Annotated in this window: 14 protein-coding genes; 8 read left to right on the plus strand and 6 right to left on the minus strand. The window is 68.2% G+C overall.

The genetic code is table 11. The features are described 5' to 3' along the window. Positions 1-143 precede the first annotated feature (143 nt). Positions 144-368 carry a DUF6879 family protein gene (locus ABGB11_RS26680; protein WP_347636905.1) on the plus strand — a complete coding sequence of 75 codons (225 nt, stop codon included), beginning with the start codon at positions 144-146 and terminating at the stop codon, positions 366-368. Here ABGB11_RS26680 and ABGB11_RS26685 read toward each other — a convergent pair. The 3 genes from ABGB11_RS26685 to ABGB11_RS26695 all read right to left on the minus strand — a co-directional run bounded on the left by ABGB11_RS26685 (position 353) and on the right by ABGB11_RS26695 (position 3,309). Then, the gene (locus ABGB11_RS26685) at positions 353-1,240 is read right to left on the minus strand and encodes a helix-turn-helix transcriptional regulator (RefSeq protein WP_347636907.1); all 888 of its coding nucleotides are present in this window, start codon (positions 1,238-1,240) and stop codon (positions 353-355) included. The genes ABGB11_RS26680 and ABGB11_RS26685 overlap by 16 nt on opposite strands. Before the next feature lie 136 nt (positions 1,241-1,376). Then, positions 1,377-1,874, minus strand: a complete 498-nt coding sequence (locus tag ABGB11_RS26690; RefSeq protein WP_347636909.1) for a GNAT family N-acetyltransferase — start codon at positions 1,872-1,874, stop codon at positions 1,377-1,379. Between the two features lie 10 nt (positions 1,875-1,884). Then, positions 1,885-3,309 carry a hypothetical protein gene (locus tag ABGB11_RS26695; protein WP_347636911.1) on the minus strand — a complete coding sequence of 475 codons (1,425 nt, stop codon included), beginning with the start codon at positions 3,307-3,309 and terminating at the stop codon, positions 1,885-1,887. Positions 3,310-3,560: 251 nt separating this feature from the next. Here ABGB11_RS26695 and ABGB11_RS26700 point away from each other — a divergent pair, with 251 nt between their 5' ends. After that, positions 3,561-4,106 carry an ATP-binding protein gene (locus tag ABGB11_RS26700; RefSeq protein ID WP_347636913.1) on the plus strand — a complete coding sequence of 182 codons (546 nt, stop codon included), beginning with the start codon at positions 3,561-3,563 and terminating at the stop codon, positions 4,104-4,106. A 186-nt stretch (positions 4,107-4,292) separates the two neighbouring features. Here the strand turns inward: ABGB11_RS26700 and ABGB11_RS26705 are convergent, their stop codons facing one another. The 3 genes from ABGB11_RS26705 to ABGB11_RS26715 all read right to left on the minus strand — a co-directional run bounded on the left by ABGB11_RS26705 (position 4,293) and on the right by ABGB11_RS26715 (position 8,164). Beyond that, positions 4,293-5,201, minus strand: a complete 909-nt coding sequence (locus ABGB11_RS26705; protein ID WP_347636915.1) for a restriction endonuclease — start codon at positions 5,199-5,201, stop codon at positions 4,293-4,295. A gap of 166 nt (positions 5,202-5,367) precedes the next feature. Then, a complete protein-coding gene (locus ABGB11_RS26710) occupies positions 5,368-7,161 on the minus strand; it encodes a prolyl oligopeptidase family serine peptidase (RefSeq protein WP_347636917.1) in 1,794 nt (597 codons plus the stop codon). Positions 7,162-7,189: 28 nt separating this feature from the next. Continuing rightward, entirely contained in the window at positions 7,190-8,164 is a 975-nt protein-coding gene (locus ABGB11_RS26715) for a LuxR C-terminal-related transcriptional regulator (RefSeq protein WP_347636919.1), read from the minus strand. Between the two features lie 846 nt (positions 8,165-9,010). Between ABGB11_RS26715 and ABGB11_RS26720 the strand changes: the two genes are divergently transcribed. The 6 genes from ABGB11_RS26720 to ABGB11_RS26745 all read left to right on the plus strand — a co-directional run bounded on the left by ABGB11_RS26720 (position 9,011) and on the right by ABGB11_RS26745 (position 15,359). Then, on the plus strand, positions 9,011-9,763 hold the full coding sequence (locus tag ABGB11_RS26720) for a bacterial transcriptional activator domain-containing protein (RefSeq protein ID WP_347636921.1): 753 nt from the start codon (positions 9,011-9,013) through the stop codon (positions 9,761-9,763). A gap of 1,252 nt (positions 9,764-11,015) precedes the next feature. Continuing rightward, positions 11,016-11,264 (plus strand): helix-turn-helix domain-containing protein, encoded by a 249-nt coding sequence (locus ABGB11_RS26725; protein ID WP_347636922.1) that lies wholly within the window; start codon positions 11,016-11,018, stop codon positions 11,262-11,264. A gap of 316 nt (positions 11,265-11,580) precedes the next feature. Continuing rightward, positions 11,581-11,907: a helix-turn-helix domain-containing protein gene (locus tag ABGB11_RS26730; protein ID WP_347636925.1), complete on the plus strand. Its 327-nt coding sequence runs from the start codon at positions 11,581-11,583 to the stop codon at positions 11,905-11,907. Between the two features lie 81 nt (positions 11,908-11,988). Then, positions 11,989-13,149 (plus strand): AAA family ATPase, encoded by a 1,161-nt coding sequence (locus tag ABGB11_RS26735; protein WP_347636927.1) that lies wholly within the window; start codon positions 11,989-11,991, stop codon positions 13,147-13,149. 51 nt (positions 13,150-13,200) lie between these two features. Continuing rightward, positions 13,201-14,946 (plus strand): hypothetical protein, encoded by a 1,746-nt coding sequence (locus tag ABGB11_RS26740; protein WP_347636929.1) that lies wholly within the window; start codon positions 13,201-13,203, stop codon positions 14,944-14,946. Positions 14,947-15,029: 83 nt separating this feature from the next. Further along, positions 15,030-15,359, plus strand: a complete 330-nt coding sequence (locus ABGB11_RS26745) for a hypothetical protein (protein WP_347636931.1) — start codon at positions 15,030-15,032, stop codon at positions 15,357-15,359. The last annotated feature ends 13 nt before the right edge of the window (positions 15,360-15,372 follow it).

Here is a 15,372-nt window from a genome sequence, read left to right on the forward strand (position 1 = left end):
CGTTGCCCGCGACCTCCTCGCCGAACATCAACCAGGACTGTTCACCCTGAACCACAGCGAACACTGAAATTCGCCCCATCACCCAGCACAACACACAGACCAGCCGACCACTCTCAAAACTCCCTCTCAAAGCTGGGGAGGAGTTGCGGTGGCTGCCCCGCCACCTGGCCTACGACCTGCCGCATCCTGTCGCCGACTTCTTCATGTACGACCAGCGCCTCATCGCCTACAACTTCACCGCAGGCGACGGTACCGACACCGGTCGGATGGAGTACGTGGCCGACCCGCGTAAGGTCCTGCCCATCGTTGGCATGTTCGAGATGCTGTGGGAACGCGGCATCCCGCACGACGACTACACCCCCTCCTGATCGCCCAGCCGGTCGAGCGCGGCGCGGACCCGCCCCGTCGCCGCCTCAGCTGTCTCCGCCAGCGCCCACAGCCGCTTCCACGTGGCCACGTAAAGCGCGACCTCTGCTGGCTGCGTCACCGACAGGTAGCCCGACACCAGTTCCACGGTCACCAGGTGGCCGTCGGTGATGTCGAACGCCTCCTCCGGGTGAACACCTTGCCGGAAGGTGCCGACCGGGATGATCCCCAGAAACACGTTCGGCCGCCGCCGCACCTCCAGGAGGTGCCGTAGCTGGTCGCGGTGCACGTCGGCTGGATATGGTCGGTACCACAGCACCGGCTCCTCCAGCAGGAAGTACCAGCGGGCATCCGGCCGGCTGAGCAGACTCTGCCGATCCATCCGTTCGGCCACCGCCAGCTCGACGTCACCGTCCGGATCTGGCGTCTGCACCGCCTGCTCAACGATCACCCCGGTCAGCGCCTCGCGAGTGTAAGCCGGGGTCTGCAGCATGCCGGGAAACACCTTCGGCTGGTACGACCGGGCCAGCACCAGCTCCTCATACTGCTGCCGGATCGATCTCTGCGCCGCCGGTAGGCCACCACGGTTCAGCTGCTCGTACGGGATCCACATCCCCGCGACCGCCGCCTGCTCGGCGAGCAGTTCCTCGGTCCGGCGCTCGGACGCTCCACAGATCGAGCACCACAACCGCACATGCTCCGCCGAGATCGTTCGGCGGCCCATCTCGATCATGGACACCTGGGACGCGGACTTCCACCCCGCTGACGTTGCGAAGGCCCGGCCCGAGATACGCCTGGCCCGGCGGAGATCCCGGAGCTGGCTTCCCAAGCGCTCGCGCGCCGCTTGAGCTGATGACGATGGTGAGGGCGGCATAGTGGCCCATCATGCCCCGGCCTGATCCGGTGGGCGCGACACCGTTCACCAGGGTTCACACTCACAGGGAGCCGACCGCACGCGGTTGTGAACGCTCGCTACTGGGCCGCGCGGGAAAGACCCGGCAATCGGCGCTCTACTGGGGGTTGGTGGCGTTCTTAGCCAGGGCGCGGTTGATGGTGGAGTCGCGGTCGCGGTAGGCGGGGATGGGGTAGTAGCCAGCGTGAGCGTAGAGCGCGAGGGCCTCGGTGTTGCGTGAACCCGTTTCCAAGATGAACCGAACGACACCGTTGGCCTGACCTGCTTGTTCTAGCGCGGCAAGGATGCATCGCCCTAGCCCGTGGCCGCGGAACGCTGGAGCGACGTACATTTTCTTGATTTCCGCCACGCCCGGTTCGTAGGTACGGATTCCGCCGCAGGCGCAGGGAACACCGTCGACATAGGCGATGAGGAAGAGCCCGTTCGGGGGTGCGAAGTCGTCGACCGAGTCGATGGGGGCGTCGGCGACGTCGTAGCGGGCTAGCTGTTCCAGGTACAGCTCATTGGTGAGCCAGCGGGCGTCGGGATGGTCGTAGGGGCGCGGTTGAACTACGTGACGAGGGTCGCGCTCGAAGGGGGAGAGGGCGTGCGCCATGTCTCCATGGTCACGCAGTATCGAGTGCGTCATTCAACTCGGGTAGCAGGTCGGCGACATAGGGGTTGCGGGCACGGCGGGCAAAGGCTTGCACCAGGCGCTTGACCAGTACCTGGCAGCGGACCGACTGGACACCGGCCAGGCGCTCGGTGGCCTTGCGGGTGGCGGCGACGGCCGCTTCGAGGTCGTGCTGGTGCAGGTGCGCTTGGACGAGATAGCAGCCGTGCAGGAGAGCGGAACGTTGGTATTCGGTGCGGAGACCGGTGGACGTTAGTGGGGTGAGGAGGTCGACGGACTCGCTGAGCAGTCTGCCGGACTCAGCGGGCCGCCGCCGGGCCAGGTCGACGAGCGCCTGACCGGCTTCGGCATCCAGCTGCTCGGTGTTGAGGTAGTAGAGGAATGGTGGGGCGTCGTCCGGGCTGTGGTCGCTGAGATGTCGACGGGCTTCTTCCGCTGCGTCTCGGAACGCGTGGATGTCGCCTGCGGAGGCATGTGCGGTTGCCAGGCGCCCGGCGAGTCGTGCCCGCGTTGCGGACGAAGCGGCGCGTCCGAGTCTGGCGGCCGCTTCGGCCAGGCGTACGGCGTCGGCTGGACGGCCGGCGTGTGCGCACTGGTAGGCCAGCATGCCGAGCGTGTTGGCGGTGCTCTCGGTGGCAGTGGTACGTAGTTCGAGTCTTGTCGATTCGGCAGCGGCTCGGGCGGCGCGGATGGCCAGAAGGAGGTAGCGCTGTCCGGTGCCGTGGTTTCCAGCGTCCCAGTGCATCCAGCCGGAGAGCTGGGCGAGATCGGCCGTGGCCAGCAAGAGCCGCTCGTGCAGATCGGCTTCGCAGGCCGCGTTGCGCAGCAGGTCCAAGACGGTGTGCAACTCGTTGTGGACGTAGCGGAGATTGAGCGCGCCGCCACCCGCACGGTCGTCGAGCAGGCGCAGTTCAGCGATATGCCGAGTGATCAGTGTCATCAGGGCAGGACGCACGCGGTCGGCGCCCACCGTCGCGGCTGCCTTTCCGGGGGAGTGACGGATCCCGTCGAGCGCTGGCGTGACAAGGTCGGGACCGCTCACCGAGGCCGTGCCGTCCGGGTGTTCACGCGGGAGTTCGGAGATCTGTGCGACGACGTCGTCGGCGTTCCACGACGCTGTCAGGCCGTTGGCCGCCGTCTTTGGGGAGTCGGCTGTCGGTGGTGTCTTGTCCGGCCACAGGTCATGCGCAGTGATCACGTGGCCGAGCGCCGCGGATAGGACTTCGGCGACGATCTGGGGATAGGGCGCGTAGGGGCAGAAGCCCTTGCTGATCCAGTGGTACGGCGTCGTCGGATGGATCCGTTCGCCTGATCTGCCGCGGACTTCCAACCAGGAGTTGATCGCACGGGCGAGTTCGCGAGGCGTCCACTTGAGCCGATCAAGATGATCGACCAAAAGCGATTGTTTCGCGACCACATGATCTCCATGCCGATTGAAAGCTGCCAGCACCGTAACTCGCGAATCGGCGGCACGGGCGTGAACGGCAGGCTCATCACTACCTTCACGACGTTCACGCGGCCGTCGAGAAGCATCACGGCCTTCACGCTCGGCTGACCTGGCCTCCGTGGAGAGCGTCGCATCAGAGTGATGGGAGCCGTCACGACGAGTAACCGTTTGGTGGCGGCTTGTACGACTTCCCTCCGGATTCGGCTTAAGGTGATTCGCCCATGGATGCCTCCCGCTCGATGCGCCATATTCCCGTCCGCGTTCCTGCGCGGTTCGCGAGGAACCACCGCAACGCCAACGAGGGAGGCCGTCGGGCTCGGATGTTCCTGATGGCTGATGTGTTTGCAGTGTCAGCAGATCCGTCGCAGGTGGCGGTCGTGCGCAGGCGACTCCGAGCGGCCCTGGGGCCGGACCACCGGTGCGCCGACACCGCGGAACTGGTGGTCAGCGAACTCGTTACCAATGCCGTCGTTCACGGCTGTGCTCCGGGCGATCCCGTACGACTGACGATCAGGCGGCTCCCGCGATCGCGCGTCGTCATCACCGTCACCGACACGGGGCGGGGGCGGGGCACGGTTCCCCGACTCAAGCTCGCCGGTAGCGCTGGGACGAACGGCCGGGGCCTGTTCATCGTGGCCTCCATCGCCTCACGCTGGTCGGTACGGCGGGCAGGAACCGGTTTCCGCGTGCGGGCGCTGATTGCCCCGCGAGACGCCGAGTTGGCGAGCTGCATGGGTTTCGTGCTGCTGGACGACTTTCCTGAGTGAGAGGGCCCGAGGCCAGGCGATCCAGGAGACGGGACCAGTTACTGACGCTGCCACGCCGGGTGGAGCAGGCCTGTGCTTGGCTTGTCCTGCTTGCAGGTAACGTCGACCACTGCTGGGGGTGTCCACCCGCCGGGAAACCCCATGCCGCGGCATGTCGCTGAACGTCGGCGAGGGGAGACCTGCGGGTCAGAGCTCCTCGAAGAAGTCCTCGTCCACGCGCTTGAGAACGTAGCGCTCTTGGTCCTGTACGCCGATGTTGTGCTGGACCATGAGACGAGCGAGGGCGGGGCCGTCGATGAGGACGACGCGTGCGTTGACCCGGTCGGCGTACTCGCTGGCGTCTGCGGTGAAGGTACTGGTCGTCACGAAGATTCCGCGGTCCGCTTGCGCTCCGTGCAGGGCTCCCACGAACGCCTGAATCTCGGGGCGTCCGATGGCGCGGTGGGTGGCGAAGCGTTTGGCCTGGACGTAGATCTCGTCCAGGCCGAGGGGATCTTGGCGGATCACTCCGTCCACGCCGCCGTCACCGGGGCCGCCGAGGTGCCTGATCGAGCCGGTCGGCCCCCCGTATCCCATTGCGGCCAGTACGCGCAGTACCAGGCGTTCGAGGAAGACGAAGTCGGCCTGCTGAACACGCTCCAGGACCTCGGCCGCAACGGCTTCGTTGGCCTCTTCGATCGCGCTGGAGATCTTCTCCTGGGGAGTGCTCTGATCTTCCACTTCAGAGGAGGCCGGGGCCGCACGGCCAGGTCGGGTACGGCTTTTGAACGCTCGGAACTCTTCGAACTGCTTCAGCACTTCGTTGTCGACTCGTTCAGGATTCGCCTTGAGCACCTCGCGACCGCGATCGGTGATCTTGATGACCCCGCGGCGGGGGCGCTGGAGCAGACCCGCCTGGTAGAGGTAGGTGACGGCCCAGTGGACTCGGTTATCGAACCGAGGAGTTCCGCTGTTGATGCGTTCCTGACGTTCCTCTTCGCTGATTCCGAGCTTCGGTGCGAGGCGGTCGCGTACCTCTTGGAGTCTCAGCTCCCGGCCATCGGCCAGGAGCTCGAGAACCGGGGCCATGAGCGTCTGGTAGTCCGGAATCGGCACGGCATCCCCGTCTGCGTCGGTCAGGTACTGGGGCCCTTATCAGGCAGGAGTGGCACTGAGAGAGATCACGCTACTCGCAGAGCCCTCGCCGCGGCAGGGAACACTTCAGATCGGCAGGCAGTCCTGCTGCGATCGTGAATCGCTCCGTAGCCGTTCCGTCATGACCTCACCGAAGGTGGGTGATGAGGAAGTCGGCCATGTTGCTGTAGGCGTCGAGTTCGTTGGCGCGGTTGGTGAAGCCGTGGCCTTCGTCGGGGTAGATGTCGTAGCGGACGTCGATGCCGCGCTCGCGCAGCCGGTTGACGATCTGGTCGGACTCGGCTTGGGGGACGCGGGGATCGCGGGCGCCCTGGATGACGAAGAGCGGTGCGGTGATGTTGTCGGCGTAGGTCACCGGTGAGTTCTGCAGCAGCCGGTCGGCTTGGGTGTCCGGGTCGCCGAGGACGGTATTGACGAAGGTCTTCCAGGTGGGTGGTGACGCCTGGGCGAGGGTGACCAGGTTAGTGGGGCCGCAGATGGAGACGCCCGCGGCCCACGGGTAGGGGAGTCTGGCCAGGCAGGAGAGAGCGGCGAAGCCGCCGTACGAGGCACCTGCGGTGGCGATCCGGTCGCGGTCGACCCAGGGCAGGGTGTACAGGTACTGGACGGCGTGGTCGAGGTCGGCGAGGTCGGCGCCGCCCCAGTCGCGGTAGATGAGTTTCTGGTGGGCGGTGCCGTAGCCGGTGGAGCCGGCGATGTTAGGGGCCAGGACGGCGATGCCCTGGTCGAGCAGGTGTTGGTAGAGACCCGAGCGCGCGTACACCGGGCGCTCCTGGGCCTCGGGGCCCCCATGAATCGACAGCAGCACCGGGTGCGGGCCCGGGCCATGCGGCCGGTAGAGGAAGGCGTGGATGGTACGGCTGTCGGCGGAGGGGTAGCTGACCGTCTCCGGTTCGACGGGTTCGACCGTACGGAGCGCTGCGGGGCGGGTGTCGGTGAGGTAGCGGAAGCGGCCGCGGTCGAGCTCGACGACGGCGATCTCGGCGGGACGGGTGGCCGCATCGATCAGCATCGTCGCGATCGAACCGTCGGGGGCGACGGCCAAAGCATTGACGACGCCGTGGGGAATGTCGGAGAGTGCGAGCTCTTGCTGGTGGTGGCGCGCGTGCAAGGTCGAGCGGCCCGCTTCGTTGACCGACCACAGCACCGTTTCCTTGCCGGTGTCGATGATCTCGACGTCCCAGGGCGGTTGTGCGACCGGGCGCAGTTCGCGGTCGGTCAGGGAGTAGAACGCGGCGGCGGTGAACTCGCTCCAGGCGTCGGTCAATAGGTAGAACCCGGAGGAGTCCGGCGCCCAGGCGGCGGGCTCGAACAGTCCGCTGCCGAGCGACTCGGTCACGCAGACTGCTTGGCCGTCGGGCTGGCGGAGGTCGATGAGGTAGGCGCCGACCTCGGTGTGGGAGCGGAATCCCGCGGTCAGGAGCCAGCGGCCGTCCGGGGAGATCCCGGCGGGTTCAAAGATGATCTCGGTCGGCGGGGTGAAGCGGCGAACCTGGTCTTCTTCCAGGTCGAGCAGGAGCAGGTCCTGTACGTGCGGGTCACGGTCGTTGGCGGCGTACACGATGTACCGGCCGGTTGCGTCGAAGGGGCTGGCAGGCAGGAGGCGCTGGCAGTCGGCGCCAGGGGCCAACTCGACGGGTGCTTCACCGCTGAGGCCGACCCGGTAGAGGCGGTACTGCTCGTCGCCGTCCCGGTCGGCGGAGAAGACCAGTTCCTTGCTGTCGGGGGCCCAGGCGATCTGGCGCACCGTCCGATCAGGGAAGCCGGCCATCATGCGGGGCTTGCCGCCTGCGACAGGAATCGTCCAGAGTTCGTAGTGGCCCGAGGCGTTGCTGGAGTACGCCACAGTGGTCGCGTCGGGGGAAAGTGCCAGCGTGGGCTGGAATCGCTGGCAGGGAACGAAGTCCTCGTACTCGGGCATGGGATGCCTTTCGGATGTCGGGGGTGGTCTAGTCGATCCAGCCGCGGCGGACGGCGGCGGCCCCGGCTGCGAAGCGGGTCTCGGCGCCGAGCGCTTCTCGCAGAGCGGTGAAGTGGCGCTGGACGGTGTTCTTGCTCAGGTTCAGGCGGCGGCCGATCACCTCGTCGGTGAGGCCCTGGGTGAGGAGTCTGAGGATGTTCGCTTGGATGGGCGTGATCGGCGCTTGCGGGTCGGGGTTGCCGTAGGGGACCGCGCGTTCCCACAGCATCTCGAAGTACTCGCGGAGTGCGCCGACGATGACAGGAGAGCGCACGAGTAGCGCGCCTGACATCCCGGTCGGGGTGAGCGGCAGGAGCGCCACGGCCTCGTCCGCGAGCTTCATCTTCATCCCGATGCGGGGCAGAAGGCGAGCCTGCTCGCCGGCTTGGACGGCGGCCTCGATGGTCCTGGCTCCGACGGGATGCTCGGCGCATTTGGTCTCGTAGATCGCGCGGCAGCGAACCTCTTCGCCGAAGGAAGGGAGAGGTGCGAAACCGGTCGATTCCTCGACCGGGGCCTCCAGGACGTAGTTGTCGAGGGTCAGCCAGTCGTGCCGCGCTGCGTTGATGAGCGAGTAGGAAAGGCGGCTGATCTCGTCCCGGCTGGTGACGATCTTGAGCAAGCGGTCGAGGCGGTCGCCGTCATCGGCCGCAGGGGCGTGGCGCAGGTCGCTCAGCCGGCGGTGGCCGTTGAGCAGCCGGTCCTGCTGGACCGCCAATTGCCGTGCAAGGTCGGTCAGGGCTCCGAGCAGGGCCAGGTCGGGTGGAGCCGGGACCAGGCGCGGAGGTGTGGCAGGCACGTCAGGACGCACATGGGCCATCCCACGCTGGGTCAGCGCCTCGACCGCTTCGGGGCTCCCGAGGAAGGCCGCCGCCTCGTCGTGCGGGCACCCGTCCTCGTCGAGCAGGCGGGTGTATGCGGCGAGCAGTTCGTCCGGAACGACGCCCTGCAGCAGCCTGCCCACGCTCTCTTCATGGCCGCTCATGACTCACCTCCGAACGCCGAGAGTAACGGCACTTGCGCTCATAGTTATGAAGGTCGGTGGCTGGTCGTGTCGTCGTGCCGCCCTCCGACACGAGTGGCTGTTTCTCTCCATTGATGACTTCTCGCCACTGCGCCAGCCCGGAGCGTCGTCAGTGGTCGGACGCCTGGCGCGGCTGGCCTTCCCGGCGGGTCGTGCCCTGGAATCGGGCGCGCGCAGGTGATCACTTGTTGCACTGATCGTTTTCCTTCAGGGGCTGTCTCGCGACGACGCATGTTCAATCGTCCCGAGTGATCGCAACAGCGACGGGGGAGTGGCATGACGTGGAAGAACAGGGTGCGGCTCAGTGCAGAGGCCGGCGGCGTGCGACCGGGTGCCAGACACGAATCGGTGCGGTTCGGGATTGCCTGGGTCGTCGCTGCGGCGATCATTCTGCTCAGCGCCGGCCCTGCTGATGACGAAGGACTTGCGGTGTCCGTGGGTGTTGGCGTGGGGCTGAACGCCTGCCTTCTGCTCCTGGCTGTTCGTCCTGCCTCGACCCGTGGAACGACGGAGGCGAATAGAAGCGAGGGCGCGAAACGTGAAGCCCTGGCAAGGAGACCCCGAAGGCCTCCGGCTTGCCCACCACCCCCGCGGGCTACCGCCCGCGGGGGTGGTGGTCGTGGGTCGCGAGCTGTTGGGCGCGTACGGTCCCCTCGGGTCAGCGATGACGCAAATCACTCCGGCGACGAGATTGCTGGCGAACTGGCGGCTTCAACCACCGCGGAGCCGCGGCCGGCTGCCATGGAGGATGGCTCCGGCCGGGGGCGGCAGGGGAAGCAGGTCTCCGTGATCGACACAGCCGTCCCTGGGCTCGTACGGCTCCTTGGCCGTTACGAGATCGAGGGGCCTGGAGGCCGGGTGATCGGTTGCGGGGAGCGAGCCGCATGGGGGCTGCTCGGGCTGCTGGCGGAGTGCGGTGATTCCGGGCTCGCCCGATCGAGCGCCTACGCGCGCATGTGGCCGGACGCTGACCCCAGAGAGAACCGTGAGCTCTTCTGGCGACCGATGCGCGAGGTGCGGACCAAACTGTGCGAAGCGCTGGGGCGGCCAGGTCGGAGCGGCGCGGCCATGGTGCAGAACCTCGGTGCCAGTACCTATCGCCTCAATCCTGGACTCTTCACCTGCGATGTCTGGAAGCTGCGCAGGGGACTGTCGGCGGCTCGATGCCTCAACGGAGCGGAACGGTCCGAGGCGCTGGAGCAGGCAATCGATCTGTACTCCGGCCCGTACATGCCTGGGAGCCCGTTCGAGTTCGCGCAGAACGCCTCGGCCGCGCTTGACAGGGAGGTCGCCCGCGCCATGGTCCAGATGGCGGCTCTACAGGACGACGCCGAGCGCGCCCTTCTCTACCTGGAGCGGGCGTCCGTGATCGGCGCTGTTGACGAGTACCTCTACCGGCGCCGGATGCAGCTCCACGCAGACCTCGGCCAGGTGCACGCGGTGCGCTGCTGCTACGACGAGCTCATCGAACGTCTGCGGCAGCTCGATGCAGAGCCCGAGAGGCGAACCAAGAACCTCCTGCGCAGTCTCGTCGGCTGAAGCCCCGCCGTAGCGATCACTGCATCGCTTGCACGTCCATGACTTGACCCCCATCGCGAAGTCCGATCTCCATTAATGCGGTCGCCGGACATTCGTGTGGCGACTTCGGGGGAATGCAGAGTGGAGGTCATCGATCGTGGCTCTTTCGGAACGATTCTCGTACGAGGCGCGTAAGTGGTTCCAGTACGAGGGAGACCTTAGATGGCGTCGAGTCTTTCCAGGCAGGGCCGACCAGTGCAGCCAGGGACGGAGATTCGTTGCGACCGTGCTCGCCGATTTCGATTGTGTCTCCGACGCTGAATGGATCGCGGCCGAACTCATGAGCAATGCCCTGCTGCATACGCGGTCCGGGGAACCAGGGGGATGGTTCGGTGTGGAGGTCATCTGCAACGGCCCGGTCTGGCTCGCGGTACGCGATCTGGGCGGGAAGCGCGTCCCGGCTGTGCGCATCGAGTCGCCGGCGGTCGCTCCGAACGAGAACGGCAGGGGACTGCTGGGCGTGGTGAAGTTGGCGGCGGAGTTCGGCTTCAAGGGGAGTCCGGAAGAGGGGCATACGGTCTGGGCGCGATTGCCTGGCCATTCCTGCCTACCCGGGGGCCCATCCGGTGGACCAACCGGGGGGCCGGTCGGGGGGCCAACTATGACTGGCACCGGCTAGGTGGGGCGTATGAGCAGTTCAGTGCGCGGATCGGCCGTACCGACAGTGCGGTCGACTCGCTCTACGAAGCAATGCGACAGGTGTGTGCGTGACCTCTACTTCAGTGCGGTTATCCGCTTGCCCGACTGCTCGCTGTGATCTGGGTTTGAGGGCCGGCACTGCCCTCCAGTGCCGGCCTTCGTCTGAGCCGCTTCACTCGCCTCGGGGGCATCCGGATGAGGCCTGCGAGGCGCGAGTGGATGCCTGCCGTCCGCGCTTCGACTCGGTTCCCGAGGGCGCTTGGCATTCCGTTCAGAACGTGAGCATCCAGAGCCGACGAGCTGAATTGCACGAGATGAACGATGTGCTGAGAGTGGACGTCTCAGTGTGCAACGCCGACTTCCGGTGAGATGGTGCTAGCTGTGAGGTGAAGTTCGTCGATTATCTCTGCTGGGCGGCGTTCGAAACGGTGGAAGAACTGACCCTCCGTTAATAGTGGATTAGTAAAGGATGGTCGACAGGCCTTGTCTGGTGGGGCGTGTCGAGAAATGGTCGAGCTCCGAAACGAGCCCGGTGCCGGAATCCGGTTGCCGTATCGCAGAAACGGAATCGCCCATGACCGCCATCGAAATTCACGGTGCGCCCACCGCCGCTATGACCGACGAGAACACCACGCCCGCCGAACAGGACGGCGGTCGTCCCGACGGCGCGGCAGGCGACGTCTGGGACGCGCTCCTGGCCAACCCCGGTGCGAGCCCGGCGGAACTGTCGGCAACGGCGGGTGTCAGCCGGGCGACCACCAACCGCACCCTGGCGGCGCTGGAGAAGGACGGCCACCGCGGTCCGGACACCGGGCGGGCGTGACGGCGGAAAGCGGCTTCCGGACCGGTGGGCGCTCGTGGCCACGATGACAGGCGGTGATGCTGCTAAAGGCGCCGCTGACGCCGTCACGGAGACGAGCGCGGAGGCGGTACCGGCGCCCGCCGCCCCAGCCGACGACGCGGCCGCTGACGCCGTCCCGGAACCGAGCGCTAGCGCGGAGACACTCCCGGACGAGCCCGGTGGCCCTGAGGCGATGGACTCCGGCGCGGTTGCGGAGGCACGGGAAGCGCTGACGGTCATGCGGGACGCCGTCGAGACGGCCCTTGGGGCTCTGGCCAGCGGTGACCGTGAGGAGGCCATGGCGGCGATCGAGATCGCCTACACGGGCTCGGGGAAGGCGCGGCGGCTGGTCCGTACCGCCGTCAACGGGCGTCCGCGCAACGCCACGGGCCAGGCCCGATCCAACCCCGGCGAGATGCGCGCGAAGGTGTCGGCTCACCTCGCCGCGCACCCGACCGCCGAACTGACCCCGCATGAGATCGCCAAGGTGATCGGCCACTCGGCCGGAGCCATCGCGAACGCCCTCGACCGCTTGGTGGCCCTCGGCGAAGCGGTGCAGACCTGCGAGCGTCCCCGCCGCTTCATCGCCGCCTCGGGCGCGGAGGCGGCGACCGCCGCCGAGTGACGGGCTGAGGCGGTGGGCGCGACCAGCAGCGCCCACCGCAGCCCGGTCCCTGCCAGCACGAGCCACGCCTTGGAGATCACCATGAACACACCCACCGTGCCCGTCCCCAGCCCAGCCGATGAAACGCGGTCCGGCCGCCTCGGGCAGGGAGAGTTGCGGCGCAGAGTCGCCGCGCACCTCGTCGCCCACCCGAGCGGAACGCTGACGCCGGGCGAGATCGCCCGCGCGCTCGACCGGTCCGCCGGAGCCGTCGGCAATGCCCTGGACACCCTCACCGAGCAGGGCCACGCCGAGCAGGTCGGCGCCCGCCCGCGCCGCTACCGCGTCACCTCCACCACCATCGAGGCCGCCAAAGGCGCCGGTACGAGCGCTCCGCCGACCCGTCCAGCAGCCCCGACCACGGCGAGCACGGAGCGGACGGCGGCCCCCACCGCGAGCCCGAGGACCGCAACCGCTGTACGGCGCCCGAACGGCCAGAGCTACCACCCTCGAACGCTCGCCGACCTGCCCGACGTGGACGCGCTGCGCCGCCTGCGTAACGCCGGGATCCCGGCGCTGCTGTACGGGCCGCCGGGGACCGGGAAGACGTCCCTGGTTGAAGCCGCGTTCCCGGACCTGATCACAGTTGCAGGGGACGGTGACACCGCCGTCGCCGATTTCGTCGGGGAGTACACCCAGGCGGCGGGTGGCGGTTACGAGTTCGTGTACGGGCCACTGGCGACCGCGATGACCGAGGGCCGGTGCCTGCTCATCGATGACGCCACGCTGATCTCCCCCAAGGTCCTGGCGGTCGTCTACCCGGCCATGGACGGGCGGCGGCAGATCACCGTGAAGGCCCACAAGGGCGAGACGATCAGCGCCAAGGACGGCTTCTATGTGATCGCCGGGCACAACCCCGGCGTGCACGGGGCGGTACTGACCGAGGCGCTGGCGTCCCGGTTCGCCGCGCAGATCAAGGTCTCCACCGACTACGACCTCGCCCGGAAACTCGGCATCGATCCCAAGGCCGTGCGGGTCGCCTGCAACCTCTCCATCCGGCAGGCCTCCGGAGAGATCGGCTGGGCGCCGCAGCTGCGCGAGCTCATCGCCTTCCAGAAGATCGCCGGTGTCCTCGGTGCCGAGGCCGCCGTCGCGAACCTCATCGGCATCGCCCCTGACGAGGACCGCGATGTCATCGCCGAGGTCGTCGGCTCCGTCTACGGCCGGACCATCGCGCCCCTTGCCCTCGGCCGCCAGATCTGACCGGCCGCTATCTACTGCCCAGCCGCCCCGCCACCCGGAAGGAACGACGCCATGCCGAAACCACACATGATCATCGCACCCGAGCCCGAGACCGCTGGGGCAGAAGCCAAAGGCGCCTGGCTGCGGCTATCCGCCGCGTTCACCGAGGAGATCACCGACCTGGCCGACCGCGATGACCTGACGGTCACCTGCGCGCCCGGTGCCGGGCACGGCGCACCCGGCTGCTTCATCCCGGCCCTGGCCACCGTGGAACTGGACGGGAAGCACCTCGGCCACCATCCCACCACCTGTGATCCGTCCCGCCCGGCCGACCGCGATCGGTACCCGGCGCTATGGGGCGTCCTGGTCCACGAGGCCGCGCACGCATCCCACACCCGCTGGACGGTGCCGGACGGAGCCACCGGCGCACACGTGGAGGCCGCGCTGGCCTTGGAGGAGTCGCGGATCGAAGCGGCGCACCTGCGGCGCCGCCCCGCCGACCGGCGCTGGCTGCGCGCATCCGCCAGCCGCCTCGTACTGGCCGACTTCACCGCGCCCAGTGAGATACCGGGTGGAGCGGACGCCGTCACGGCGACCATGACACCGTGGGACGCCGCCCGCGCCGCCGCCCTTCTACTGGCCCGCGTCGACGCCGGGATCCTCGACCCCGCCGAGGTCGCCGACCTGAAGACCACCATCACGGGCATCCTCAGCCCGAGCCGTCTCAGCGCCCTCGCCGCGCTGTGGCACATCGCCCACGTCACCGGCGACGACGACCGCGAGACGATGCTCGACCTTGGCCGCCGCTGGTGCAACATCCTGGACACCGCGCCCGACCGCCCCGCTCCGAAGGGAGAAGGACCGAGCGCCTCCTCCGGCTCCCCCGAACCGTCTCCGCTCGCCTCCGCCATCACCTCGGCGCTGACCGCCGTGGCGACGGCGCACGGCACTTCCGGGCCCGGCGAGTCGGAGGCCGCGCGGCAACGAGCTGAGGAGCGCGCTGTTCGCGAGCGCGCTGCCCGGACCGCTCGGCGCGTCTTCGGTAAGTCGCACCCGGACACCGGCCGCCGAGGGCCTACCGCGATCACCGGGAGCCGTCCGGCGACCGCTGACGAGCAGGCAGCGGCACGCCGCCTCGCACGCGTCCTTCGCGCTGCAGCGCACCGCGAACGGACCGCCAGCACGACCACCTCGGCGACCCCGCCTGGCCGCCTGAAGATGCGTGGCGCCCTGGCCGCAGACGCCCAGCGCGCTGCCGGTCTCACACCCACCGCCGAACCGTTCACCCGGACGACCCGCCGACACGTCCCCTCGCCACCGCTGCGGATGGGCATCGCCTGCGACGTGTCCGGCTCGATGCACACTCTCGCCGGGCCCGTGGCGTCCGCCGCCTGGATCATGGCCCGCGCCGCCGCGCACGTACCGGACGCTCAATCGGCCACGGTCATCTTCGGCGCCCGCGTCCGGGCCGTCACCCATCCAGGACAGGTCCCGCAGAAGGTCCGCACCTTCAGCGCCAGCGACTCCACCGAGCAGTTCACCGAAGCGGTCGACGCCCTCGCCGCCGCGCTCGACCTCACCCGAGCCGGTACGGCGCGGCTCCTGGTCGTTGTCTCCGACGGCATCTTCACTCCGCAGCAGCGCGAGGCCGGAGAAGAGCGCATCCGGCGCCTCGACTCGGCCGGTTGCGCCGTCCTCTGGCTCGCCCTCGACTATGCCGTCCCGCTCGACGGAGCCCGCCTGGTCAAGCTGAGCGACCCCACCGAAGCGGCTACCGCGATCGGCCGCGCCGCGACCCGTGCCCTCAGCAGAGCCTGACCCGTTCGGGCGGGTCCGGTGCGCAGCCGGACCCGCCTCGCCGCCAGCGACCGCACCATGCACTCTGATCAGGAGATTCGTTCATGGCCAACGAGATGTTCATCATGCTCGGCTGGGCCTGGGACATCGATCTCGCTACCCAGCTCGCCGCGTGCCATCCGACCGTCCCTGGCGACCTGCAACGCCTGGCTTGGGCACGCGCGGTCATCCAGGTCGACCCCGACCATGCCCGTACGGCCGATCTGACCCGTCCCTTGCTAGCCGTTCCGGTGCCCAACCCGAGCACACCGCTGGTCATCGACGGCTGGCACCGCATCCACCGCGCGCTGTCCGTCGGGATCGCCGAACTGCCCGTCGTCGTCCTGAGCGAGGCCGATGAACGTGCCTGCCGCATACGAGGCGGCGACGCCTGATGAACACGAGTTC

Origin of the sequence: Actinomadura sp. B10D3 (assembly GCF_039871695.1) — a bacterium.
In the GTDB taxonomy this organism is placed as follows: Bacteria; Actinomycetota; Actinomycetes; order Streptosporangiales; family Streptosporangiaceae; genus Spirillospora; species Spirillospora madurae.